Source organism: Gracilibacillus kekensis (genome assembly GCF_900143085.1).
GTDB classification, from domain to species: domain Bacteria; phylum Bacillota; class Bacilli; order Bacillales; family Amphibacillaceae; genus Gracilibacillus; species Gracilibacillus kekensis.
Map to the genome: position 1 here is coordinate 180,625 of NZ_FRCZ01000004.1, position 26,439 is coordinate 207,063.

The window sequence follows — 26,439 nt, forward strand, 5'->3', positions numbered from 1 at the left end:
CGAAATATAAGATAGGTAAAACACCCGCTTCGGCTTGCCCACTTTGCTTTCCAAGGGGCTGAAGGGAAAACGCCATGGAAAGGGAAGTGGACAGCCGAAGCGGTGGATTAATAGTCACTATATTTCAAAAAAGCTACATTGAAAAAGAGTTGATACTGCGGATTATACACTTTCTTTACTCATGAAAATAGATTGCAATCAAGCTTTTGGGAGTGAAACGGATGATCATTGATTGCCATTGTGATGCATTGTTAAAAATGTGGTTGCATAAAGTGGATTTCATTGATGATGTCGTGTTAGATGTAAATCGACAAAAATGGATAAACAGTCCAGTAAGGGTTCAATGTTTTGCAATTTATGTTCCAGAACATATTCCGACAGAGTCAAAATTTATCATCGCACTCGAAATGATCGATCTGTTTATTGAGAAAATTATTAAACCGTACTCAGATATAAAATGGATAAAACAAAAATTAGATATAGAAGAATTAAAATCATATGAGAAAGGAGCAATGCTAACCTTAGAAGGACTTGATTGTATAGGGAATGATCTGTTTAAATTAAGGTTGCTCATTCGACTAGGAGTTAAGATGATTGGTATGTCTTGGAACACAGCTAATTTAGCCGTAGACGGTATAGGCGAATCAAGAGCTGCGGGACTAACTGATTTTGGAAAAAAAGTGATTCAACTAGCTAATCAAGAAAAAGTGTGGATAGACTTAGCTCATATCTCTACGCAGGGATTTAATGATGCTATCGAATTAGCGAATCATGTCATTGTTTCACATGCTAATAGTCGAAAAATTTGTGATCATGCCAGAAACCTCGATGATGAACAGATAAAAAAAATCATCGAAAAAAATGGACTCATTGGTATTACATTTGTGAAAGATTTCGTTGTGAAGAAAGAAAAAGCCACAATTGCAGATTTAATTTATCATATTGCACATTTTATTCAGATGGGTGCTGAGGACCATATAGTATTTGGTTCTGACTTTGATGGAACGGATCAATTTATAGAGCACTTATCCGCTATCGATAATTATTGGTCATTGCAATTAACACTCCATCAAAGATTTTCTCTGAAACAGTGTCAGAAAATAAGTTATTTGAACTTTCTGAGACATTTTCCATCCTAATTAATAAAATCCAGGAAATACGCTTTGTATTTCAAGGGGTTATCCCCTATAATAGATGAAGTAGTTTTATCTTATAAGATAGAATAGGGGTAAGAAAGGAGTTAAACAAAATGAATGAAAAACAACGACTAGAAAGTCAACAAATCAACCAAAAGAATTCAACGGACGTAAAATCCGATACGAATGATAATTTGGATCGATTAAAGAACTTATCTAGTGATGATTTAATTTCTAAATATTTTCAAACAACATATGAACCACCGAATATGAGAAAAGCAAAGAAACGTTTGAAAAAAGATGTCGATGTTCATTATGATTTCGATATACCATTAGAAATGAAAGCAATAGGAAAAGGTAAAAAGTTCCTTATCCGTACTTACGGCTGTCAAATGAATGAACATGATACAGAGGTAATGGCAGGTATTCTCACTAACATGGGCTATACACCAACAGAAGATACCAAAGAGGCAGACATTATTCTACTAAATACCTGTGCAATTCGTGAAAATGCGGAAAATAAAGTCTTCGGAGAAATTGGTCATTTAAAACCGCTAAAATTAGAAAATCCAGATGTTATTTTAGGTGTTTGTGGCTGTATGTCTCAGGAAGAATCTGTCGTCAATCGAATCCTTAAGAAGCATCCTTTTATTGATTTGATATTTGGTACTCACAATATCCATCGATTGCCACAATTGATTAATGAAGCAATGTTCGGAAAAGAAATGGTGGTAGAAGTTTGGTCAAAAGAAGGCGACATTATTGAAAACCTTCCGAAAGTCCGTAAAGGAAAGATCAAGGCTTGGGTAAATATTATGTACGGTTGCGATAAATTTTGTACCTATTGTATTGTTCCTTACACAAGAGGTAAAGAGCGAAGCCGTATGCCTGAGGACATCATTCAGGAAGTTCGTCATTTAGCAGCACAAGGATATAAAGAAATCACACTATTAGGTCAGAACGTGAATGCCTATGGAAAAGATCTGGAATTTGAATATGGACTTGGCGACTTGATGGAAGAAATGAGTAAAATAGACATACCACGTGTTCGTTTTACTACATCCCACCCAAGGGATTTTGATGATCGTTTAATTGAAGTATTAGCAAAAGGTGGAAACTTGTTAGACCATATTCACTTACCAGTACAGTCTGGAAGTTCAGACGTTTTACGTGTGATGGCCCGTCGTTATACTAGAGAACAGTATCTTGAATTAGTAAGAAAAATTAAAACAGAAATGCCGAATGCAACATTAACAACGGATATTATCGTAGGATTTCCAAATGAAACGGATGAACAGTTTGAAGAAACGATGACCCTTATGGAAGAGGTCGGATTTGAAAGTGCCTATACATTTATTTATTCACCAAGAGAGGGAACTCCATCTGCACGTTGGGAAGATAATATTCCTATGGAAGTAAAAAAGGAACGTCTTCAGCGTTTAAATGCGTTAGTTAACAAGCAATCCGCAGAAGCAATGCAGCAATACCAGGGTCAAACAGTTAAGGTGCTTGTAGAAGGTGAAAGTAAAAAAGATCCTGAAGTATTATCTGGATACACGGAGCGTAACAAATTGGTGAATTTTAGAGGACCAAAGTCTATCATTGGTGAAATTGTAGAAGTTAAAATCGTAAATACAAAAACGTGGACATTAGACGGCGAAATGGTCGAATCAGCAGTTGAGGTGAATTAAATGGCAAAATATACAAGAGCAGAAGTGATTGAAGAAGCACACAATTTGGCAAACAAAATGGCTAACATTGAAGAGATTGATCGCTTTAAACATTTAGAAGCTAAATTAAATGATAATAATAAGATTCAAAGTTCTATAAAAAAAATAAAAGCACTACAAAAACAGGCTGTGAACTTTCAAGCTTATGGTAAGCAAGAGGCACTTAAGCGGGTAGAAGCAGAGATTGATCGATTACAAGCAGAAATCGATGAAATTCCTGTTGTTCAAGAGTTTAAAGAATCACAAGTTGTGATTAATGATATCTTGCAACTAGTTACCAATACAATAGCAAGAGAGATTACCAACGAAGTCATTCGTTCCACCGATGGCGATGTATTATCAGGAGAAACAGGCTCCAAAAAAGGAAAAAGCCACTGCTAATGAAAACCATGATCAACATACTTGTTGATCGTGGTTTTTTATATGTTAGGAAATCATTGTTAAGAACAAATAAGCCAGTTGGTGAATGAAAGGAGGACAATGCGATACTATTGTGGTGGTAATTATAAGATATTATATGTGCTTTGCAATCGCTTCGGCTTGTCGGCTTCCCTTTCCTCGGATTTTTCTCCTCAGCTAACTTTTTAAGCAAAGTACGCTTAAAAAGTGGATCTTCGGATAAAAACATCCCGCAGGAGTGGAAGCCGACGCCTGCGCTTTTTAATGATCTACAACTAAATTAAGAATAAATTAATCCATATCAAGTATGAATTTGTATCTAGATTACTTATCCAAATGCACAAAATATGTTCATATCTGTAACAATACAAAATTCTAGCACTTGTAATCTTTGTAGAACTTCATTAAGCGGAGGCGGCCACTTCCACTCCTGTGGGATCGTTTTTCTTGAAGATCCACTTTTCCATGCGGTTTTTGCTTGGAAAAGTTAGCTGAAGGAAAAAGCCCATGGAAAGGGAAGTGGGCAAGTCGCAGCGATTTTCACGCACATTTATAATCTCATAATTACCACTAGGGTTATGTCACATAATTCTTCTTTTTTAAACTATAATCTTATATGTGAATGTTGTTTGTGGTTGGTGGATATATAAACGATGTCATTAGCCTGGAAATCAAGTACACTTTTCTAGGCTTCTGCATAGGATGGAGTAGAATCTATGGTTAACATATTCTTAAAAGAATGATGGCACTATAGACGAATATCTCGCATATGATGGAATTGAAATAAGAGGGAGGTTATAATTCCATGTCTTTTTTAGACCAACAATACCGAGAAATTATAACAAAAGCGGTCATTGGCAAGGGTAGAAAGTTTAAGCAAGATACGAACACCATTACACCATCACACCGTCCATCAAGTATACTAGGTTGTTGGATCATCAATCATAACTATCACGCAAAATTAGTAAAAAAAGAAACAGTAGAAATCCGAGGTCACTATGATGTTAATGTTTGGTATGCATTTAATGACAATACAAAAACAGAGGTAGTAACAGAGCGCGTAGAATATTGTGATTATGTTCCATTATCCATTCGTGATAAACACCACATTGGTGATGAGTGTGAAGTACTTGCGAAAGTGATTCAACAGCCAAATTGTTTAGAGTGCAGTATTGAAACAAAGGGCAATAAAATTAAGGTAGACGTTGAACGAGAATTTTTAGTTGAAGTAATTGGTGAAACTAAGATCTGTGTCAAAGTTGATCCTGAAGGAAAAGTATACGATGATGAAGATTGGGACCTGGCAATTTCAGATGACGAACTGGATGAAATAGAACCAGATTTCCTTGATGACTTAGAAGAAGAATAATACCTACAGTGTGGGGCTGCTCACACTGTATTTTTTTATTTTAAAAAAGATATTAATCAGTGGTTTTGTTAGGTTATGAATGATTGTAATTGGTATTATAATGATTAAAAAAATAAAAAAGATTATTAATAGCAGTTCGTTTTAAGTTGGCGTTATAATTATTTATCTACCAAGTTCATCTATGCTATAATATTACAAGAATGATAGGATGTTGGGGGATACTATAATGGGTTTTACGCCAATGATACAGCAATATTTAAAAGTCAAAGCAGATTATCAAGACTGCTTTTTATTTTTCCGTTTAGGCGATTTTTATGAAATGTTTTTCGAGGATGCAAAAAAAGCTGCCCTTGAACTTGAAATTACACTAACAAGCCGGGATGGTGGAGGAGAAGAAAGGATACCGATGTGTGGTGTGCCTTACCATTCTGCAGAAAACTACATAAAAGCATTAATTGAAAAGGGATATAAGGTAGCCATTTGCGAGCAGGTGGAAGACCCTAAAGTTGCTAAAGGGGTTGTCAAAAGAGAAGTAGTTCAACTGATCACACCTGGGACCGTCATGGAAGGTAATATGCTAGATGATAAAGAAAATAATTATTTAGCAGCGGTAACACAAACAACGGAACATCAATTTGCGTTTGCCTATACAGATATGTCGACCGGTGAAACGTTTGTTATGGATATCAAGCGTGGATGGGATGCGGTATTAAGTGAGTTATATAATAGGCCAATTAAGGAAATTGTTGTGGAGCAAAGTCTATCTGAAAATTACGTTAGCGAGCTAACCGATAAAATGCAATTAACGGTTTCCTATGCAAAAGAGATCAAACTGCCAGATGATATGCAATTATTAGTTGAAAATGTGGAAGACAGAAATTTAAAACAGACCTGTCTTACGCTTTATAATTATTTATTCCATACTCAGAAACGTGCGATTGAACACTTAAAAAAAGCGCAAGTTATCGAATTGGAAGAATATATGACATTAGATATGTATTCTAAACGAAATTTAGAAATAACTGCTTCTTTAATGCGCAAAGAAAAGTTTGGAAGTCTCTTATGGGTAATTGATCGGACTGTAACGGCAATGGGTGCTCGGAAATTAAAGAAATGGTTAGAACGTCCATTGTTGACTCAATCCTTAATTGAGAAACGACTTGACCTTGTTACAGGATTTTATGATCAATTTTTTGAACGTGAAGAAATTAGAGAAGCGCTGCAATCCATTTACGACATGGAACGATTATCAGGTAGAGTATCATTTGGTAATGTGAATGCACGTGACTTGATCCAATTAAAACGCTCGTTAGCGAAGATTCCAACTATTAAAGAGCAATTAAAACAATTTGATAATGAAGCGGTAAAAGGGTTAGCGGAAGGTATCGATGGTTTACCTCCATTGTTTGATTTATTGGACCAAGCAATAGCAGAGGATCCACCTATTTCGATAATGGATGGCAAAATTTTAAAGGACGGTTATAACAAATCCTTAGACGAATATCGCCATGCATCCACAAATGGGAAGCACTGGATAGCTGAATTAGAACAAAAGGAAAAAGCAGAAACAAATATTAAATCATTAAAAATTGGCTTTAACAGAGTATTTGGTTATTACATTGAAGTAACGAGACCAAACCTTCCATTAATTCCGGAAGGTCGTTATCAAAGAAAACAGACATTAACAAATGCGGAAAGATTCATTACAGAGGAATTGAAAGAAAAGGAAACATTGATACTGGAAGCAGAGGAAAAAAGCGTTGATTTAGAATATCAACTCTTTTTAGAAATTAGGGAAAAGGTAAAAGATTTCATTCCAAGTTTACAACGTTTAGCTGATATTATCAGTGAAATAGATGTGTTACAGAGTTTTGCAACTGTAAGTGAAGAAAATAATTATGTGAAACCAATGTTTACAACGGATGATCGTGTCTATTTAGAAGAAAGTCGTCATCCGGTAGTTGAAAAGGTCATGAAGGACGAATTTGTTCCAAATACAATTGATTTATCTGAGGATAAGCATTTATTGTTAATTACCGGGCCCAATATGTCTGGTAAAAGTACCTTTATGCGACAATTAGCCTTAACGGTTATCATGGCTCAGATTGGATGCTTTGTTCCAGCAAAGAAAGCAGAAATAGCTATTGTCGATCAAATTTTCACTCGTATTGGTGCAGCCGACGATCTTGTTTCTGGTCAAAGTACGTTTATGGTCGAAATGTTAGAAGCAAACCATGCGATTCAGCATGCAACCAAAGATAGTTTGATTTTGTTAGACGAAATTGGCCGTGGTACCAGCACATATGACGGTATGGCCTTAGCGCAGGCAATTATCGAATATATTCATGACCACATCAAGGCAAAAACATTATTTTCAACACATTATCATGAACTAACAAGCCTTGAAGATCATTTGCCTGCTATGAAAAATATTCATGTTCGTGCGGAAGAAATTGAAGGAAAAGTCGTTTTTCTTCACCAGATTCATGATGGGGCAGCGGATGAGAGTTATGGTATTCATGTCGCACAATTAGCCGGTTTACCGGATCCATTAATAAATAGAGCAAATGTGATTTTATCTCAATTGGAAAGCATGACGAAAGAAAAACCACAAACTGATAAGAAAAAGGAAGAGCAAGCATTGGCAATGGAACAAATGGCCTTTTTTGCACAGGAGCAACCGACAAAGAAGCAAGAAAGCAGGGAGAATCAAGCGATTTTCAACACGATAAAACAATGGAATTTGTTAGATATGACACCTATGGACGCCATGAATGAACTATACCAATTACAGAAGAAAGTTGAAGGAAAAAAGGAGTGAAACTAGATGCAAATCAACGAACTACCAGATTATTTAGCTAATAAAATAGCAGCAGGTGAGGTCGTTGAGCGTCCTGCATCTGTTGTGAAGGAATTGGTGGAAAACAGTGTGGATGCCAAAAGTACATCAATTAAAATTGATATTAAAGAAGCAGGCTTACAAGAAATAAAAATAACGGATGACGGTATAGGTATTCCACATGACCAATGTAAAAAAGCATTCTTACGTCATGCGACAAGTAAAATAAAAAGTGAAAATGACCTTTTTCATGTGCGCACTTTAGGTTTCAGAGGGGAAGCTTTAGCAAGTATTGCTGCGGTTAGTCGACTTGAGCTTAAAACGTCAACAGGTGAAGAAGCTGGAACAAAAATGAGTATTGAAGGTGGTCATATTAAGGAAGAAGCTCGCAGTGATGCTCGAAAGGGAACTGAAATCACGGTACAAGATATCTTTTTTAATACACCGGCAAGACTGAAATATATGAAAACTGTTCACACTGAATTAGGGCACATCACTGATATCATTAATCGTATGGCTTTTTCCCATCCTGAGATTCGCTTTGAATTAACACACAATGATAAACGGATTTTTCAAACTACGGGTAAGGGTGATTTAAGGCAAATTGCGTCATCTGTTTATGGTATGTCAGTAGCGAAACAAATGATTCCGGTTCAAACAAGCACACTTGATTACGAAATTAAAGGTTTTATTGCCAAACCGGAAGTAAACCGTTCTTCAAGAAATTATATAACAACAATCGTAAATGGTCGGTTTATTAGAAGTTTTGGATTAGCAAAAGCAATAACAAATGGTTATCACACCTTTTTACCAATTGGCAGGGAACCGATCGTTGTATTAAATATAACAATGGATCCTTATTTAATAGATGTTAATGTTCATCCAACAAAATTAGAGGTTCGTTTTAGTAAAGAAAAAGAGTTATATCAAGCGGTGGAACGGATGGTCAAGGATGCATTACACCAGCAAACATTAATACCTAGTGGTCAAAAAACTAGCGTTAAAAAAGAAAAGTCTGATCAACCGCAATTTGAATTTGATCAACCAACACCAATTACTAATAGTTTTGCCAAACAAAAGATAGAAATGGAACCAAACTTAGACAGTGAGTTTATTAGGGAAGCTGAACAAGTAGGGAATAGTGTAAGTAGAGAAACAACTTATAAACAACAGACAGATATAGTCGAAGAACCGACACACGTAGAAGCTGTGACCACTGCTGAAGAAATAGATCGCGTTCCTAAAATGTATCCAATCGGACAACATCACGGAACCTATATTTTGGCTCAAAATGATTTAGGGTTATATATTATTGATCAACATGCTGCACAGGAGAGAATTAAATACGAATTTTTCCGTGACAAAATTGGAGAAGTGGAAAGTCATATTCAAGACTTATTAGTACCTTTAACGTTTGAATTCACCCAACAAGAAGCACTCCTTATCGAACAATACTTGGATGAATTTAAGAAAGTAGGTTTATTTTTAGAGCCATTTGGCCAAAATGCCTATATCGTTCGTTCACACCCTTATTGGTTTCCAAAAGGGGAGGAAACAGAAATTGTTCGCGATATGGTAGATCAATTAATTCATGATAAACAAGTGAATGTTCACAAATTAAGAGAAGAAGCTGCGATTTTAATGTCGTGTAAACGTTCGATCAAAGCAAACCACTATTTAAATATGGACGATATGCAACGGTTACTTGATGATTTGCGTCAGTGTCATGAACCATTTACCTGTCCACATGGTAGACCAATCATTATTCAATTTACCAAATATGAAATGGAAAAAATGTTCAAGCGAGTCATGTAAATAGATGAAGGTTTGGCTAAATTAATGTATACTGTAACAAAGAATGTAAAGTCACCATTGGAAGTGATAACTTGAAAGAGAAATTAGTAGTGATTGTTGGACCAACTGCAGTAGGAAAAACTGCCTTATCTATTAAGGTGGCTCAGGCTTTTGATGGTGAGGTAATCAGTGGAGATTCGATGCAAGTTTATCAAGGATTAGATATAGGTACTGCAAAAGTAACGGATGAGGAAAAGACTGGAATACCTCATTATATGATTGATATTTTAGATCCGGCTCAATCTTTTTCCGTAGCTGATTTTCAAAAACGGGTAAACCAAAATATTAAAACGATTGCGGCAAAGGATAAAAATCCGATCATCGCAGGTGGAACAGGGTTATATATTCAATCTGTTCTATACAATTATCAGTTTTCAGATAGTAAACGATCTAATCAGTATCAACAAAATATTGAAGAAGAGATCGAACAGAATGGTATAGAACAGGTTTATCACCGGTTGAAAAGTGTTGACCCACAGCAAGCGGGAAAAATTCATCCGAATAATCATCGTCGAGTCATTCGAGCGCTAGAGGTTTATGATCGTACTGGAATAACAATGACGGATTATCAGAAAACACAACAAATGGAGTCAAACTATGATTTTCGGATAATTGGACTAGAAATGGATCGTAAATTGTTATATGATCGTATCAATGAGAGAGTAGACAAAATGATTGAAAATGGCTTAATAGATGAAGTCAACCATTTTTATCAAAGAGGATTAGAAAACGCCCAAGCAATGAGAGGAATTGGTTATAAAGAAATTATTCCTTATCTAAAAGGGGAGCAATCCTTAGAAGTTGTGGTAGATCTATTGAAGCGTAATTCTCGTAGATTTGCTAAACGTCAATATACTTGGTTTAAAAACAAAATGCCAGTTGAATGGTATCCGATTACAGTAGAAACCAAAGATCAAGTTTTTCAAACTATTTTATCAGATTTAGAAGGATTCTATAAAGAAAGATAGAATAAATAAAGTGAGACTTCCATATGTGATGTATTTTAATTCTATCACTTGTGGTTAGCAAATTTTATCAGGAAGCTTTACGTCTGTGATAAAGTATAGAGAAAAAAGAGGAGGATCTACCATGTCTCAATCAGTAAATATTCAAGATCAGTATCTCAATCAGCTTCGGAAAGAGCGTATTCCATCGACTATCTTTTTAACAAATGGCTTTCAATTACGAGGTGTAATTAAGGCTTTTGATAACTTCACGGTCATGCTTGAAACAGATGGTAAACAACAATTAATTTTCAAACACGCAATATCTACTTTTGTTCCATCTAAAAATGTTACGATTGATAAGGAATAAATGAATGATAGTAGGCGCTATGAAGAAGTAGCGCCTTTTCCTATGCATTAAAATAAGCAGGGATGTCAAAATAAACTTTAAACACGACGTTTTAATGGATTACATCGTGATAATAAGAAAAGTAAGCAGGTGATTGTTATCGAGAAGGTATTATTAGTAGCTGTCATGCATGATAAGAGTGATGAGGAACAATTTTATTATTCAATAAATGAATTAGAAGCTTTAGCTAAAACGGCTGAAGGAGTAGTGATCGATACCATTATTCAAAAAAGACCAACGCCACATCGTGCTTTTTATGTAGGTGAAGGTAAATTAGAAGAAATAAAAGAGAAATTAGAAGAGAATGAAATAGAAGTTGTTATTACAAATGAAGAATTGTCTGGTGGTCAAATTCGAAATCTTCAGGAACATCTTGAAGTTCGCGTTATTGATCGCAGTCAATTAATATTAGATATTTTTGCAGCAAGAGCTCGGACAAAAGAAGGGAAACTTCAAGTAGAATTAGCTCAATACACGTATATGCTTCCACGGTTACACGGACAAGGTACCGATTTATCAAGACTTGGTGCGGGTATCGGAACGAGAGGTCCTGGTGAAACAAAATTAGAAACCGATCGTCGACATATTAGAAGGCGCATGGACGATATTAAAAAAAGGTTAGAACAAGTTGTAAACCAGCGAGACCAGTATCGTGGAAATCGAAAAAAACAGCAATTGTTTCAAATTGCGGTAGTTGGCTATACCAATGCAGGTAAATCGACATTGTTTAACAGTTTAACAAAAAGCGATTCACTGTTTGAAGATAAGCTCTTTGCCACCCTTGATCCATTATCCAGACGAATGAAGTTACCTTCTAATTTAGAAGTATTACTGACAGATACTGTTGGTTTTATTCAAGATTTGCCAACAGCATTAATTGCTGCATTCCGTTCCACACTAGAAGAAGTAAAAGAAGCGGATATTATTCTGCATGTAATTGATGTAGCGGCACCGAATAAAGAAGAGCAGGAACAAACGGTATATCGGTTATTAACCGAATTAGGCGCAGATCAAATTCCCATGCTCACCATCTATAACAAGAAAGATTTAATTGAGGATGCTGAGTTTGTACCAGGTTCCCATCCATATTTACTCATTAGTGCCTTAGATATGGAAGATGTTAAAAAAGTGAAGATGGAAACAGAGTCACTTATCAAGCTACAATGGACATACTTTTCTGGATTTGTACCAGAACATGAATCAACTAAATTAGCGAAAATCCGTCAGTACACGATACTGGAAAAGGAAGAGTATCATGAAGAAAGATTTGCATACCGTGTGGAAGGGTTTGTAGACCCGAACCATGCCATTATGAAAGAGATAAAGGAGTTTCATCAAGAATGAACGAAGCAGTACTCATTAGGGGAATCGAGAATAAGATAGAACCCATTTTTACAAATATTCATCAAATAGAATTAAATAATCAAGAGAAAGTACTTAAAGCATTCCGTAACCATCAAGTTAGTGATAGTGATTTTAATCCTACGACAGGCTATGGATATGATGATTTTGGCAGGGATAAGTTAGAGGCCGTATATGCAAGTGTTTTTGGAGCGGAAGATGCCCTTGTCAGGCCACAGATCACTTCTGGGACACATGCGATTAGTACAGCGCTGTTTGGTATCTTAAGACCGGGGCAAGAGCTACTATATATTACTGGAAAACCGTATGATACTTTAAACAAAGTGATTGGCCATGAACTGCATGTTACTGGATCACTGGTGGACTTTGGTATAACATATCGTCAAATGGATTTAAAAGATGGAAAAATAGATGTAGAAGCTTTGCCAAATGTGATGTCGAGCAAAACTCGAGTAATTGCTATACAAAGATCAAAAGGCTATGATGATCGTCCGTCAATTACAATGGATGAGATGAAACAAGTCATAGAGAAAATTAAGCAGATAGATCCGAACACAGTTATATTTGTCGATAATTGCTATGGAGAGTTTGTTGAAACCATTGAACCAACAGATATTGGTGCAGACGTAATTGCAGGTTCGCTTATCAAAAATCCTGGTGGGGGAATTGCCAGGATGGGAGGATATGTCGTTGGGAAAGAAAAATACGTTGAGATGGCAGCCAATTGGTTAACTGCACCGGGAATCGGAAAAGAAGTTGGTGCAAGTATCGGCATGTTACAGGAGATGTATCAGGGCTTATTTTTAGCTCCTCATGTGGTTAGTGAGGCATTAAGGGGAGCCGTTTTCACTTCTGCGTATTTAGAAGAATTAGGCTATCATACATCTCCTGCGTATGATACGAAACGCACTGATCTTATCCAATCTGTGATTTTCCAAAATGCGGAGAAAATGATTGCCTTTTGTCAAGCAATCCAAAAACATTCACCAATTAATTCACATGTATCACCATATCCAGCACCAATGCCTGGCTATGAAGATGACGTTATTATGGCAGCAGGTACCTTTATTCAGGGAGCAAGTTTAGAATTAACAGCAGATGGACCAATTCGACCGCCATATATTGCCTTTGTCCAAGGTGGACTTACGTATAGTCATGTTAAGTTAGCCGTTATAGAGGCTGCAAAAGAATTAATCTTATAAAAGAGAATTCAAGTAAAAAAGATTTGGATTTAGAATAAAGCAGTTCGGTGTTGGAAGACAACAAGTGGTGTTGTAATCCATACTAGAACTGCTTTTTTTTGTAAGGAAATATCTTAATAAAAATCGCGTGTGATTTAAAGCAGAATAGGGAATACATAATAAATGTACTCCTTGTTATTAAAATATACACTTTTTCATGTTAACTTACCTTACATCTCTTGACATAAAAACTACACCATGTATAATATAGTTATAGAAAACAGATGAGAGGGGTGAATGAAATGGGTGATTTAGATAGACGTTCCATGCCCTTGTTTTCGATCGGAATTGTAAAATCACTAACAGGGTTAACTGCTCGACAAATCCGATATTATGAACAGCATCAATTGATACATCCATCTCGAACAGAAGGAAATCAAAGACTTTTTTCTTTTAATGATGTAGATCGTCTACTAGAAATTAAAGAATTAATTGAAAAAGGTTTGAACTTAGCAGGTATTAAGCAAGTCCTGTTGATGAAAGATTTGCCGAAGACTGGAAAATCAGCTTCAGATAAAAAAGCATCCGAAATTTCTGAGAAAGATCTAAGAAAAATCTTACAGAAAGAATTATTAGATGCTGGCAGATTAGGTAAAGCTTCGTTAAGACAGGGAGAGTTATCACGATTCTTCCATTAAAAATAATAAAGGAGAGAGTGTAATCAATGGGATTAACTAAAAAAGAAATCAAGCAAAAAATTAATGAGGAAAATGTAAAGTTTATTCGTCTTCAATTTACTGATTTACTTGGTACAATCAAAAATGTTGAGATTCCACTAAGTCAATTGGACAAAGCATTAGACAATCAAATGGTTTTTGATGGTTCATCTATCGAAGGTTTTGTTCGTATTGAGGAATCAGATATGAAGCTCTATCCAGACTTGGATACATTCGTTGTATTCCCGTGGACTTCTGAAAAAGGGAAAGTAGCACGTTTTATTTGTGATATTTATAATACAGATGGTACTCCATTTGAAGGGTGCCCTCGTTACAATTTAAAACGTAACTTGAAAAGAGCAGAGGACCTTGGCTTTACAGCCTTCAACATCGGTACAGAGCCTGAATTTTTCTTATTCAAATTGGATGAGAAGGGGGATCCTTCTCTAGAATTGAATGATAAAGGTGGGTATTTTGACCTTGCACCTACTGACTTAGGTGAAAATTGCCGTCGTGACATTGTACTTGAATTAGAAGAAATGGGATTTGAAATTGAAGCATCTCACCATGAGGTGGCACCAGGTCAGCACGAGATTGATTTCAAATATTCGGATGCGGTTAAACACGCAGATGATATCCAAACATTTAAGCTTGTAGTTAAAACAATTGCCCGTAAACACGGTTTACATGCTACATTTATGCCTAAACCATTATTTGGTGTGAACGGTTCTGGTATGCATTGTAATATGTCGTTATTCAAAGGGAAAACCAACACTTTCTTAGATGAAAATGGTCCACTTCAGTTAAGCAAAACAGCATACCAGTTTATTGCAGGAACTATAAAACATGCTTTATCATTTACTGCTGTAACAAATCCAACAGTAAACTCATACAAGCGTTTAGTACCTGGATATGAAGCGCCTTGTTATGTAGCGTGGTCTGGTTCCAACCGTAGTCCATTAATCCGTGTGCCTGCATCTCGTGGTTTAAGTACACGTGTAGAAGTACGTAGTGTAGACCCGGCAGCGAACCCATACTTAGCACTATCTGTATTATTAGCATCTGGTTTAGACGGGATTGAGAACAATCTTGATGCACCAGAAGCTGTTGATCGTAACATTTATATTATGGACAAAGAAGAACGTGAAGCGAATGGAGTAAAAGATTTACCAGCAACATTAGCGGACGCTTTAGATGAATTGAAAAAAGACGAAATAATTGTCGAAGCTCTTGGAGAGCACTTATTCGAACACTTCATTGAATCTAAAGAAATCGAATGGGATATGTTCCGTACGCAAGTTCACCCTTGGGAAAGAGAACAATATATGTCTAGTTATTAATAAGAAGAAACCCTTGATGCCATTGGTGTTAAGGGTTTCTATTTTTGAGATTGAAATTTAGATATTTCCATCACCCCAAGTCTCACCCCAAAAAAATTATTTATTAATCACATTAAAGTGCGATTCATATTTTTCCATTGATTCCTTGTCCAATCTTTTTGAAATATGAGAATAAACATCTGCAGTAATTTGATAACTACCATGTCTTAATCTTTCTTGAATGATTTTCATATCATTTCCAGCTTCCAATAATAAAACTGCATGAGTATGACTATGGGAATGAATAGGTATACTAGTTATGTCAGCTTAAAGATACAAGCGTCAATATGGTAATATTGCCATGATTGCAGTTGATTATTTACAGATCATGAGCTTTACTCAAAAGAAACAGGAAACAAGAGCGCAGGCAATCAATCGGTAATGTAACTGGTACAGCTAAACAAATAGCTAGGGAAATGAATTGTTGTTTCATGATGTTGAGTCAAATGACTCGAGAGAGTGAAAATGTTAAGAAACCTGCGCTGCATTGTTTCTGATCATCCGTAATCCCTTTAATGCCTATATCTATGAGGTATGTAGGAATAGAAAAGATTATCAATCTCTGATGCAAGAAATAGATTATTTAGAATTTGAACTTCAAAGAAATAAACGAGAGTTGAGAAGATGGGTCAGATATTAATTATTTTAATAATAGGAAGACACAGACTTGTCCTCCTTTTTTTGCTACAAATAATCGTTAAATATGATTTAATTTACAAAAGGAGGGTTTTTTATGAAAAAATACATCAAAATCTTTTTAAGTATTATATTCATTAGGAACCTTATTAATAATAATGTTATCTATTTTAATAACTCAATCTTTATATATAATTGATTACTTGAAGGATAAAGATAAAAATTGAAAATTTTTTATAATCAGTAGCTATAAGGTTCATTCGTGCAAATAGATAACTTTGTCTCGAGGGATCCATAAGAATATAATCAAGGTGAAAAAACTATTAAAATTATGACTTGAACCGATGATATATAAAAATACACCGGCGAGGAAAACCGGTGCTTGAATCATATTTCTCCCTATTTCCAAAGTTATGCTTTTATTTTAAATTAGAGAAGAATAAAACAAACCATTAAAATACAGAAACTGCTGGTAAGCAAGTAATAGCACAGAAGCAATTTAAGTCAACTGTAATACAGATGCCAGTGCGTTCTAAATCTGACACTTGTTCATTGTCAATTTGATCACATGGATCATGACCTGCAGATTCATCATTATCAAATACTAATAGTTCTAATACCGCACAACAATCTTCCGCATCTACTTCGTTGACGCGAAAAATGAAGCTGTCAAAGCAGTCAAATCGAGCAGGACCTCCACCTTGTGTACGAACTTCAGCACCATACCCTTTAAAAGGTTTCCCTTTTTTATCATATAAAATGAAAGGCACAGTGTCTAAACCATTTCCTGATACTGGTGATACTAAATCACGAATTGATTGTGCACAGCTAACATCACAGTGTTGGTCTACAACATTATCTTGTGCGTCAGCTATGGCACGGACCACATCACAGACACAGTCCTTTTCGTTATTGATTACACTGCCAACATCTTCAACAACTTTATTTTTACTCACTATTAAACACTCCTACTAAGAAATATTTCTTTAACAGTCATATTCTATGAAAGGATTGTACGTTTGTATAGATGTATGTCTTGTTTCTAAAAATAAAAAAAGGAATCTAAACAACGTGCCTGCATATTTACAAAATATTTTGCACACACTAAAAAAGCAGTGATCCTCATTGCCGACCACTGCCATATCCCCTTTCTCCCCATCATTTCATAGTGATGGGTTTTTAACTGCAAAAAGACGACCTAAAAAATAGATAGGTCGTCGTGTAACTGTTATTATTTTTGATTTCCCATGTTTGTGAGGTTAGAGATTGACTCTTGCATCTGTTTCCCTTGCCCATTCATCATATTATAAGCTGCAATACCAATACCAACAGAACCAATAATTGATAACCAATTCATATTTCTCATTATATACACCTCCAGGAATTAAATAATTAGCTTTTGAAGCCTTTACTATTTTGTGACCATCATAATAAAAAATGTATGGGAATCATTTCATTGTACTTGAAAAAAATCATTGACTAAAAATAATATTATTAGCACAAGCTAATTATGAATTTTGAATAATAGAGAAGAGGAGGGATCTTATGAGAAAAATAATCACATTTGTTATATCTGTAGCTATCTCACTAGGAGTATTAACGGCATGCGGCATGGACAATGAAAATAATATGAATGAAGATCCAAATAACATGAATTACGAACCAAACCGTTCAGATCAAAATAACAACTCGGACAATTGAGATATCAGAAGATCAAACGATACTGAAACTCTATTTATGGATGAAGAAGAACCAGATCTTGATGAGGAACCGTCAGAAGAGAGAAGAGTTCGTTAATCAATTTAAGATATACTATTATACTGAACAAGGGATTATTGCTTCCTTATCATTGTGTTCAGTCCTTGCCAAGACTTTTACAAGATACCCCTTGAAGCCTTAGAAGGTGAAGAAATTGAAGCAAACATTCCAATCATTTTACAACCTGTAAAATAAAAAGAAGCACCTACCGAAGTAGGTGCTTTATATAATATTTGCCCCACTTTTGTAAATAAAGGTGAAAATGTTTGATTTACTACATAACAAAAAATACTGATTTATCAATCATTTGAATCTATTTGATTGAGTTTCTTCCTATTAATACGTATTGTTAGAACTCAAGTTCACCCTTGGGAAAGAGAACAATATATGTCTAGTTATTAATAAGAAAAAACCCTTGGCGCAATATGTGCCAAGGGTTTTTGTTTTGAAATTTGTCAGCTTAAGTATTATTCTTCACCAGTTTCTAGCCAAACTACTTCTTCATGAGATAACTCAATGTTAGATCCTTCTACGCATGAGACTAATTCTTTTTCACTTTGAGCTCCAATCAATGCAGAAGTTGGAAAAGATTGATTTAGTACATATGCTAATGCAATTTGGATCGCAGTAACGCCTTTTTCCTCTGCCAATTTTTCCGCTCTTCTAAAACGCTCCCAATTGGCATCACTATAAAACACTCGAACTAGATCCTCATTACTTCTGTCCTCAGGAGTGAAACGGCCTGTGAAAAATCCTCTTGCTTGTGAAGACCATGATAGTATAGGTAATTGCGTTTCTTGATGCCAATTTAAATCAGCACTATCTGTGGAAACACAGCCTTCCCAGAATGGCTCATTTGCTTTAGCTAAACTAAGATTTGGACTACTAAATGAGAAGCCTACTAAACCATTGGCAGCTGCATAATCATTGGCTGCTTGGATTCGTTCTGTGGTCCAGTTAGATCCACCAATTGCCTTGATTCTGCCAGCTTTGATATGTTCATTTAATTCATCGATGATCACATCGACCGGAACATTCGGATCATCTCTGTGTAACGCATATAAATCAATGTAATCTGTTCCAAGTCTTTCTAAGCTTTTAAAAAGGTCGTGCCTAATAGCTTCAGGATTTACCCTTGGCCCATTTTCGTCATGATGTGCTCCTTTAGTTAATACTATAATGTCTTCTCGCTTATTGCGTTCTTTTAGCCACATTCCAATGGCTTTTTCGCTTTCTCCTCCACAATATACATAAGCCGTGTCAATTGTATTACCGCCAAGCGCGACATAACGGTCTAAAACCTGACAAACTTTATCATAAATACTTGGTTTAAAATAATCAGATCCTTGAATTAAAGTAGTAACAGGTTTATCTAGCCCATTAATTTGAATTGTTTTCATGTTTATCCTCCCTATATTTCTACTCTTCTACGTTCATCTGCAGAGATAAGGCATGCATCCAATACTTTCATGTTTAAAGATGCATCTGAGCTAGAGAAAGGTAACGGCGTACCTGTTTGTATACTATTTCCAAGTGCATCTGCCTGTAATGCATATTGATTTAAATAAGGCACTTTAACTTCTCTAGCCCCATTACTCGTATGGACATAAAAATGATCTTGTTCATTTTGATTAACCATAAAAGCAGACGGTACCTCGATTCTGCCTTCTGTACCTAAAATTTCTAATTGATTACGGAAATCAGCCCACATCCCACAATCAAAAGTGAGTGCAACACCTTGTTTAAATTCCAAAATGCCTGAGGCCATCATGTCAACATTATCGTGCTCTTTTGAGAAGTATGCATGAACGGTCGCAGCTTGTGGTTCTTCTTTTAAGATCATACGAGCAGCGCTTATTGGATATACTCCTACATCATACAGGGAACCACCGCCCCATTCTTTTTTGTAGCGGACATTAGTCTTATCTGATGCATTGTTAAACGTGAATGCTCCATGAATACCACGAATTTCTCCGATTTCTCCGGATTCAATCAATTCCTGGATCATTTGATATCTCGGGTGATAACGATACATAAAGGCTTCTGCTAAAATAACATCATTTTTTTTACTTACTTCTTCCATCTCTTGTGCTTCTTTAGCATTTAATGCAATTGGTTTTTCACAAAGCACATGTTTACCTGCTTCCATTGCTTTAATGGCCCATTCTTTATGAAGATGATTTGGTAAGGGAATGTAAACGGCATCAATATTGCTATCTTCTAACAAATCTTCGTAGCTTCCATAAGTATTTGGGATATCTAATTTTTTTGCAATTTCCTTTGCATTGTCTAAATTCCGACTGGCAATCGCAACAACTTCTCCGGTTTCTGATTCGATTATTCCTGGAATGACAGCTTTTTGAGCAATATTAGCTGTACTTATAACTCCCCATCTAATTGGCATTTTTTATCCTCCTTCTATAACTTTATTGTTATTATAATCGATTCATATTAATATTAAAATAGAAGCTTTTTGCTATAAGATAAAACAATATTGTCCTGGGATGTGAAGAAATGGACCGTCAAGTATTATTACCAACATTAAAGAAACATGAATATATGATCCTGCCAGAGTCAGTTGGGTCGTATCGATCAGCTATAAATCATGAGGTTTATCGCGCAGCAGGTTCATTAGACAATTTCAGCATTCATTTTGTCTTAGCTGGTGTTGGTTATGTAGAAATCGATGGAAAGCAATATACCTTAAGGAAAGGAGATGCCTTTCTTTTTTACCCACACCAGGAACAAAAATATTATAGTAGCCAGAATGATCCATGGAGTATTAGATGGCTTCACTTTTATGGAAATACGATACACACATTTTTGTCTGAAATAGGTTTTGGAAGGTATACCTTGTGGAAATTACCGGATTTAACGATATTAGAAGCGAAGCATGAGCAATTATTAAAAGAAGCAGAAGTAAATAGCTTTTTAAAACTATCACAATTATCTACACTAGCTTATTCCTTCTTAACAACATTTACTACTAGTGCGATGCCTAGAGAATCTGCTTCTAAACAAGAGCTAGATCAGAGGATACAATCACTATTACCGAAAATGCAACTAAAAGCGCCAGAGGCCTTTGATCTTAAATACTGGGCAAAAGAAACAGGTGTAAGCACATATTATTTCTGTCGATTGTTCAAACGGGTCACACAGATGACTCCGATGGCGTTTGTAACATTGTGTCGCTTGCAATGGAGTAAGAAATTACTGATAGAAGAAAAGAATTTAACGATCAAGGAAATTGCTGAAAGATCTGGATACCTCAATCCAAGTTATTATAATAAGCTGTTTTTAGAAAATGAAGGATTGACCCCGACAAAATATCGACAAATGTATTTCTAAAGATAGGGAAGGAGATTTTGTGCGATATCATGTGAATGAAGGTTAAAGTGAAAGGAACAGCTGTAAGCCATTAATTGTTTCACTTCGCTATGAAATAAAAAAGAAGTGCGTTAGTAAACTTGTACGCACTTCTTTTTGTTATAAACTTCTATATAATCCTACGACTTTGCCTAAAATGCTAACATTCTCGTATATTAAGGCATCCATTGTTGCGTTTTCTGGTTGTAGTCTGATATGGTCTTTTTCTTTAAAAAATCGTTTAACGGTTGCTTCGCTATCTTCTGTCATTGCTACTACGATATCACCATTAATTGCTGTGTTTTGCTGTTTAACAATCACTTTATCACCGTCTAGTATACCGGCCTCAATCATACTATCCCCTTCAATGATAAGAACGAATAATTGTTCGCTCGCATGCATTTCATTATTTGGAATGGGAATGTATTCTTCAATGTTTTCCACAGCTGTAATTGGTAGACCGGCAGTTACTTTACCTATCACTGGAGCGAACATTGCTTCCGTTTTTGGAATGTCAAATTCTCCTTCTTGTTGAAGAACTTCAATTGCACGTGGCTTTGTTGGGTCTCTTCTTATATAACCCTTTTTTTCAAGTCTAGCTAAATGACCATGAACAGTTGAGCTTGAAGCTAATCCTACTGCTTCTCCTATCTCTCTCACAGAAGGGGGATAGCCTTTAAGGTCTACTTGCTCTTTAATATAAGCTAGTATCTCCTCTTGTCGTTTTGATAGATTTGTCATATTTAAATCTCCTCATGCGTATTATTTATTAACCAAATTATAGCACAGCATCGTAAGTATTACAAACATTCGTTCGAAAAAATAGTTGACATGAACGTTTGTTCGTGTATAATGAAAGTACGAACAAAGGTTCTGTGGAGGGATTTATATGTTAAAAAATTTATCAAAAGTCGATGTATTTTATTTGGTAGCTTTTATTCTAGCTCTTGTCTTCTTTTACTTTTCAGCAATTACTAGTTTATAGAATGAAGGAGAACACAATGCCAAAAGCTATCATTTATTGTCGTGTAAGTACAGACAAACACACTCAGGAAACATCTCTTATACGTCAGCAAGAGGAATTACGTTCTTTTGCCAATCGCTATCATATAGAAGTATTAAAAGTTATCGAAGAGAAACAAAGTGGCTATGAAATCGAGAGAGAAGGTATTTTTGAATTACTGGATGATTTTCAGAATGAGAAAGCAGATACGCTTCTGATTCAAGATGAAACCAGACTAGGTAGAGGAAATACAAAGGTAGCGTTACTTCATCAATTAAATAAGTTAGATATATCAATTTATACTCTATCACATAATGGAGAATTACAACTTTCAGAAGGAGACTCGATGGTGTTGCAAATCGTTTCCATCGTGGAAGAGTACCAGAGAAAACTCCATAATGCTAAAATAAAAAGAGGTATGAGAAAAGCAGTAAGCAATGGTTTCAATCCCGCTGAAAATCTTTCGAATCAACATTTAGCTAAAGGAAGAGAACGCAAGGAATTTCCTATTAATGAAGTAGCACGGCTTAAATCAAATGATTTAACCTTTAAAGAAATTGCTTCTGTATTAAATGGAATGGGCTATGAAGTTTCAAAAGCAACGGTTCATCGTCGCTACCAAGAATATCAAACACTTGAAAACTTACAGAATGAGGATTAAAATAAAGGAGAGTATACCAATTGTGTATACTCTTTTTTGTTTAGCTGAGTCAGATAATTTTATCTTAATAATTTGAAACAATAAATAAAATAATACGAGAGAAAAGAGGTGTTATTCATGTTATCAAAGGAGAAAATTGCTCGTATTAATGAACTAGCAAATAAATCAAAGAACGAAGGATTGAGCGAGGAAGAAAAAAAAGAACAAAAAACCTTACGGGACGCCTATTTAAAAAACGTCCGAAAATCTTTTAAGAACCACATGAAAGGCATGACAGTTGTTGATCCAAACGGAAATGATGTAACTCCTGAAAAATTAAAGAAATTGCAGTCAAAGAAAAAGTAATGAGTTGTTCTTTTTCTACCTTATACTGTCATTAATATAGCAAAAACTGATAAAAATATAGAAAAATGTTGCATTTTTTATTGATATACTTGTCTTTAACATCATTTCGTTATAGGATTATAAATGTGCGTACATATTTTGCATATCGAAAGGGGAAAAATCATGTCAAACCAAACGGAACAAATGTCTATTAATGCAATTCGAACGTTGTCTATAGACGCGATTGAAAAAGCTAATTCTGGTCATCCAGGTTTACCAATGGGCGCTGCCCCAATGGCTTACACACTTTGGACTGAACACATGAACCATAACCCAAAGAGCTCGAAATGGTTTAATCGTGACCGTTTTGTACTTTCTGCAGGTCATGGCTCTATGCTACTTTACAGCTTATTACACTTATCAGGTTATGATGTTTCTATTGATGACCTAAAAGGATTTCGTCAATGGGATTCTAAAACACCAGGCCATCCTGAAGTTCACCATACAGATGGTGTAGAAGCAACTACTGGTCCACTAGGGCAAGGTATTGCGATGAGTGTAGGTATGGCTATGGCTGAAAAACATTTATCAGCAAAATACAACAAAGACAACTACAATGTTGTAGATCATCACACCTATGCTATTGTTAGTGATGGTGATTTAATGGAAGGTATTTCACACGAAACGGCATCATTAGCAGGACATTTAAAATTAGGCAAACTTATTGCACTTTATGATTCTAATGATATCTCATTAGATGGAGAGCTCAATAAGTCATTCTCTGAAAATGTAGAAGATCGCTTTAAAGCTTATGGATGGCAAGTCATTCGTGTAGAAGATGGTAATGATACAAAAGCCATTTCAAAAGCAATTGAAGAGGCAAAGCAAAACACAGACCAACCGACACTTATTGAAGTGAAAACAGTTATTGGTTATGGTTCACCTAATAAATCAGGTTCTGCAGCATCACACGGTGCAGCACTGGGTGCTGATGAAGTGGCACTTACAAAAGAATTTTATAAATGGGAACACGAAGATTTCCATGTACCTGATGAAGTTTACCAGGACTTCAACAAAAAAATCGTAGAACAAGGCAAAGAAACTGAACAAAAATGGAACGAATTGTTTGATTCATACAAGAAAGCTTTTCCTGAAGTAGGAAAAGAGCTTGACGACGCAATCAATAACAAGTTACCTGAAGGTTGGGATAAAAATCTCCCTGTATATGAAGCTGGAAAAGACGAAGCAGCGACACGTGCTACTTCAGGAGAAGTTTTAAATGCAATCGCTGATGCAGTACCAACATTATTTGGTGGTAGTGCAGACTTAGCTGGTTCTAACAAAACGAATATTAACAATGCTGGTGATTTTTCTGCAGCTACTCCAGAAGAGCGTAATATCTGGTTTGGTGTACGTGAATTTGCGATGGCAGCTGCGTTAAATGGTATGACATTACATGGCGGATTAAAAGTATTCGGTGGAACGTTCTTTGTATTTAGTGACTACTTACGTCCAGCTGTTCGTTTATCAGCGATTCAAAATCTACCTGTCACATACGTATTAACTCATGACTCAATTGCAGTAGGGGAAGATGGACCAACTCATGAGCCTGTTGAACAATTAGCAGCATTCAGAGCCATGCCAAACCTTTCTGTTATTCGTCCAGCTGACGGAAATGAAGTTCAAGCTGCTTGGCGTTTAGCGATCGAATCAACAGACCAGCCAACTGCATTAGTTCTTACACGTCAAGGTCTACCGACACTTGAAGGTACAGCTAAAAATGCATATGAAGGTGTTAAAAAAGGTGGCTACGTAGTAAGTCCAGCTTCAAAAGAAACACCAGATGCAATTTTAGTTGCAACTGGTTCAGAAGTTCAACTTGCAGTCAAAGCACAAGCAGCACTAAAAGAACAAGGTAAAGATGTCAGTGTTGTCAGCATTCCATCATGGGATCGCTTTGATAAGCAAGATGCTGCTTATAAAGAAGCTGTACTTCCAAAAACAGTAACTAAACGAGTAGGTATCGAAATGGCTGCATCTCTTGGATGGGAACGCTACGTAGGTATCGAAGGTAAAACCATTACAATTGACACGTTTGGTGCTTCGGCAAACGGGAACAAAATTATTGAAGAATATGGTTTCACTGTAGAGAATGTTGTTAAACACGTGAATGAATTATTTTAAATAATAAATGGGACGAGGGACGGGTTCCTCGTCCTGTTTTTTTGCATGAGATCTCTTAAACAAGTGCTTGTATTATTAGATAACTTTTACTATACTGTATAAGAGACGAGTTGAAGGAGGAACAGTGAATGAGTACAATTTGGGTAATACTTATCGCAGTAGGTGCTCTAATTGCTGGTGTGGCATTAGGCTTTTTTATTGCGAGAAAGTATATGATGAATTACTTAAAGAAAAACCCACCAATTAACGAACAAATGCTACGAACATTAATGATGCAGATGGGTCAGAAACCATCTCAAAAGAAAATTAAACAAATGATGCGTTCGATGAATAATCAAATGGATAACAAATAAAACGCATTGTAACATAATTGTCGAATTAGAATCCTTGCTTATTTACAGCAAGGGTTTTATTATATTTATAGGAAATACATAACTATAATTTTCTATTTTGGAGTGACCAATTTGACAGAAGTGAACATTTTTATTGCATTTGGTGCCGGCTTTTTATCTTTTATATCTCCTTGTGTACTACCACTATATCCTGCCTTTTTATCCTATATCACAGGAATGAGTGTAAACGATATAAAACAAGAGAATGCCATGTTTAACTATAAAAGTATCTTACATACATTATTTTTCTTGATCGGTTTTTCAAGTATATTTATAATTCTCGGTTTCACTACTAGTTTTATCGGGGAATTTCTAACAAGATGGGATGATCTAATACGACAAGTTGGAGCGATATTAATAATCTTTTTTGGATTGATTATTATCGGGGCATTGAATTTTGACTTTCTGATGAAAGAAAAGAAAGTACATTTCAAGAATCGACCAGCAGGATTTCTCGGTTCCTTTATTATTGGAATGGCCTTCTCCTTGGGCTGGACGCCTTGTACAGGTCCGATACTAATGGCTGTGATCTCATTAGCTGCGACGAATACAGAAGTAGGTATTTTGTTAATGACAGCTTATTCGTTAGGATTCTCTATTCCATTCTTTATTTTAGCTTTCTTTGTTGGTAAAATGAAATGGATCAAACGTCATTCGCAAAAGCTTGTAAAAATTGGTGGTTACGTGATGATATTTATGGGCTTTTTCTTGTTTTTTGATTTTATGACGAAATTAACATCTTTTCTTGCCGGGTTTTTTAATTTTCAAGGATTCTAAAGGTACACTTTGGAGAACAT

General features: G+C 35.7%; 25 protein-coding genes and 1 pseudogene. 20 read left to right on the top strand and 6 right to left on the bottom strand.

All coding sequences use genetic code 11. The features are described 5' to 3' along the window. The first annotated feature begins 221 nt into the window (after positions 1-221). The 12 genes from BUC25_RS11100 (at position 222) to glnA (ending at position 15,279) form a co-directional block, all read left to right on the top strand. Complete coding sequence (locus BUC25_RS11100; protein WP_073201945.1) at positions 222-1,139, top strand: dipeptidase; 918 nt, start codon at positions 222-224, stop codon at positions 1,137-1,139. Positions 1,140-1,249: 110 nt separating this feature from the next. Beyond that, entirely contained in the window at positions 1,250-2,827 is a 1,578-nt protein-coding gene (gene miaB, locus BUC25_RS11105) for a tRNA (N6-isopentenyl adenosine(37)-C2)-methylthiotransferase MiaB (protein ID WP_073201946.1), read from the top strand. After that, a complete protein-coding gene (locus BUC25_RS11110; RefSeq protein WP_073201947.1) occupies positions 2,828-3,247 on the top strand; it encodes a YlbF/YmcA family competence regulator in 420 nt (139 codons plus the stop codon). It begins immediately after the preceding gene. Between the two features lie 823 nt (positions 3,248-4,070). Next, entirely contained in the window at positions 4,071-4,634 is a 564-nt protein-coding gene (locus BUC25_RS11115; RefSeq protein ID WP_073201948.1) for an outer spore coat protein CotE, read from the top strand. Between the two features lie 226 nt (positions 4,635-4,860). Continuing rightward, positions 4,861-7,455, top strand: a complete 2,595-nt coding sequence (gene mutS / locus BUC25_RS11120; protein ID WP_073201949.1) for a DNA mismatch repair protein MutS — start codon at positions 4,861-4,863, stop codon at positions 7,453-7,455. Between the two features lie 6 nt (positions 7,456-7,461). Next, the gene (gene mutL, locus BUC25_RS11125) at positions 7,462-9,288 is read left to right on the top strand and encodes a DNA mismatch repair endonuclease MutL (protein ID WP_073201950.1); all 1,827 of its coding nucleotides are present in this window, start codon (positions 7,462-7,464) and stop codon (positions 9,286-9,288) included. 71 nt (positions 9,289-9,359) lie between these two features. Continuing rightward, complete coding sequence (gene miaA, locus BUC25_RS11130) at positions 9,360-10,295, top strand: tRNA (adenosine(37)-N6)-dimethylallyltransferase MiaA (protein ID WP_073201951.1); 936 nt, start codon at positions 9,360-9,362, stop codon at positions 10,293-10,295. 121 nt (positions 10,296-10,416) lie between these two features. Continuing rightward, positions 10,417-10,641: an RNA chaperone Hfq gene (gene hfq / locus BUC25_RS11135; protein WP_058307736.1), complete on the top strand. Its 225-nt coding sequence runs from the start codon at positions 10,417-10,419 to the stop codon at positions 10,639-10,641. A 129-nt stretch (positions 10,642-10,770) separates the two neighbouring features. Further along, positions 10,771-12,024 carry a GTPase HflX gene (gene hflX / locus BUC25_RS11140; protein WP_342039397.1) on the top strand — a complete coding sequence of 418 codons (1,254 nt, stop codon included), beginning with the start codon at positions 10,771-10,773 and terminating at the stop codon, positions 12,022-12,024. Beyond that, the gene (locus BUC25_RS11145) at positions 12,021-13,244 is read left to right on the top strand and encodes a methionine gamma-lyase family protein (RefSeq protein ID WP_073201952.1); all 1,224 of its coding nucleotides are present in this window, start codon (positions 12,021-12,023) and stop codon (positions 13,242-13,244) included. Before hflX ends, BUC25_RS11145 begins: the two co-directional genes overlap by 4 nt. 281 nt (positions 13,245-13,525) lie before the next feature. Then, positions 13,526-13,921: a MerR family transcriptional regulator gene (locus BUC25_RS11150; RefSeq protein ID WP_073201953.1), complete on the top strand. Its 396-nt coding sequence runs from the start codon at positions 13,526-13,528 to the stop codon at positions 13,919-13,921. A 26-nt stretch (positions 13,922-13,947) separates the two neighbouring features. After that, positions 13,948-15,279 (top strand): type I glutamate--ammonia ligase, encoded by a 1,332-nt coding sequence (gene glnA, locus BUC25_RS11155; protein WP_073201954.1) that lies wholly within the window; start codon positions 13,948-13,950, stop codon positions 15,277-15,279. A gap of 96 nt (positions 15,280-15,375) precedes the next feature. Here glnA and BUC25_RS11160 read toward each other — a convergent pair. Next, positions 15,376-15,585: pseudogene (locus BUC25_RS11160) on the bottom strand (site-specific integrase); the annotation flags it as partial. A gap of 107 nt (positions 15,586-15,692) precedes the next feature. Here BUC25_RS11160 and BUC25_RS19570 point away from each other — a divergent pair. Next, the gene (locus BUC25_RS19570; protein ID WP_244535179.1) at positions 15,693-15,815 is read left to right on the top strand and encodes a DnaB helicase C-terminal domain-containing protein; all 123 of its coding nucleotides are present in this window, start codon (positions 15,693-15,695) and stop codon (positions 15,813-15,815) included. Between the two features lie 591 nt (positions 15,816-16,406). On the opposite strand, the gene BUC25_RS11170 is transcribed toward BUC25_RS19570, so the two are convergent. Together BUC25_RS11170 and BUC25_RS19700 are read right to left on the bottom strand one after the other, a co-directional pair. Beyond that, positions 16,407-16,910, bottom strand: a complete 504-nt coding sequence (locus BUC25_RS11170; protein ID WP_073201955.1) for a CotY/CotZ family spore coat protein — start codon at positions 16,908-16,910, stop codon at positions 16,407-16,409. Between the two features lie 275 nt (positions 16,911-17,185). After that, complete coding sequence (locus BUC25_RS19700) at positions 17,186-17,320, bottom strand: hypothetical protein (protein ID WP_280174056.1); 135 nt, start codon at positions 17,318-17,320, stop codon at positions 17,186-17,188. 179 nt (positions 17,321-17,499) lie between these two features. Between BUC25_RS19700 and BUC25_RS19370 the strand changes: the two genes are divergently transcribed. Next, a complete protein-coding gene (locus BUC25_RS19370; protein ID WP_170862683.1) occupies positions 17,500-17,655 on the top strand; it encodes a hypothetical protein in 156 nt (51 codons plus the stop codon). Between the two features lie 524 nt (positions 17,656-18,179). Here BUC25_RS19370 and BUC25_RS11175 read toward each other — a convergent pair. Both BUC25_RS11175 and BUC25_RS11180 read right to left on the bottom strand, forming a co-directional pair. After that, complete coding sequence (locus BUC25_RS11175; RefSeq protein ID WP_073201956.1) at positions 18,180-19,112, bottom strand: aldo/keto reductase; 933 nt, start codon at positions 19,110-19,112, stop codon at positions 18,180-18,182. An 11-nt stretch (positions 19,113-19,123) separates the two neighbouring features. Then, on the bottom strand, positions 19,124-20,116 hold the full coding sequence (locus BUC25_RS11180; protein WP_073201957.1) for a Gfo/Idh/MocA family protein: 993 nt from the start codon (positions 20,114-20,116) through the stop codon (positions 19,124-19,126). Positions 20,117-20,226: 110 nt separating this feature from the next. On the opposite strand from BUC25_RS11180, the gene BUC25_RS11185 reads away from it, so the two are divergent. Then, positions 20,227-21,060 carry an AraC family transcriptional regulator gene (locus BUC25_RS11185; protein WP_073201958.1) on the top strand — a complete coding sequence of 278 codons (834 nt, stop codon included), beginning with the start codon at positions 20,227-20,229 and terminating at the stop codon, positions 21,058-21,060. 138 nt (positions 21,061-21,198) lie between these two features. Here the strand turns inward: BUC25_RS11185 and lexA are convergent, their stop codons facing one another. Next, positions 21,199-21,819, bottom strand: a complete 621-nt coding sequence (lexA, locus tag BUC25_RS11190) for a transcriptional repressor LexA (protein ID WP_073201959.1) — start codon at positions 21,817-21,819, stop codon at positions 21,199-21,201. A gap of 260 nt (positions 21,820-22,079) precedes the next feature. On the opposite strand from lexA, the gene BUC25_RS11195 reads away from it, so the two are divergent. The 5 genes from BUC25_RS11195 (at position 22,080) to BUC25_RS11215 (ending at position 26,419) form a co-directional block, all read left to right on the top strand. After that, a complete protein-coding gene (locus BUC25_RS11195) occupies positions 22,080-22,742 on the top strand; it encodes a YneB family resolvase-like protein (RefSeq protein WP_073201960.1) in 663 nt (220 codons plus the stop codon). Between the two features lie 117 nt (positions 22,743-22,859). After that, on the top strand, positions 22,860-23,087 hold the full coding sequence (locus tag BUC25_RS11200; protein WP_073201961.1) for a DUF896 domain-containing protein: 228 nt from the start codon (positions 22,860-22,862) through the stop codon (positions 23,085-23,087). Between the two features lie 162 nt (positions 23,088-23,249). Further along, on the top strand, positions 23,250-25,250 hold the full coding sequence (tkt, locus tag BUC25_RS11205) for a transketolase (RefSeq protein WP_073201962.1): 2,001 nt from the start codon (positions 23,250-23,252) through the stop codon (positions 25,248-25,250). 128 nt (positions 25,251-25,378) lie between these two features. Further along, positions 25,379-25,603, top strand: a complete 225-nt coding sequence (locus tag BUC25_RS11210; RefSeq protein ID WP_058307724.1) for a YneF family protein — start codon at positions 25,379-25,381, stop codon at positions 25,601-25,603. Between the two features lie 111 nt (positions 25,604-25,714). Continuing rightward, a complete protein-coding gene (locus BUC25_RS11215) occupies positions 25,715-26,419 on the top strand; it encodes a cytochrome c biogenesis CcdA family protein (RefSeq protein WP_073201963.1) in 705 nt (234 codons plus the stop codon). Positions 26,420-26,439: the final 20 nt, after the last annotated feature.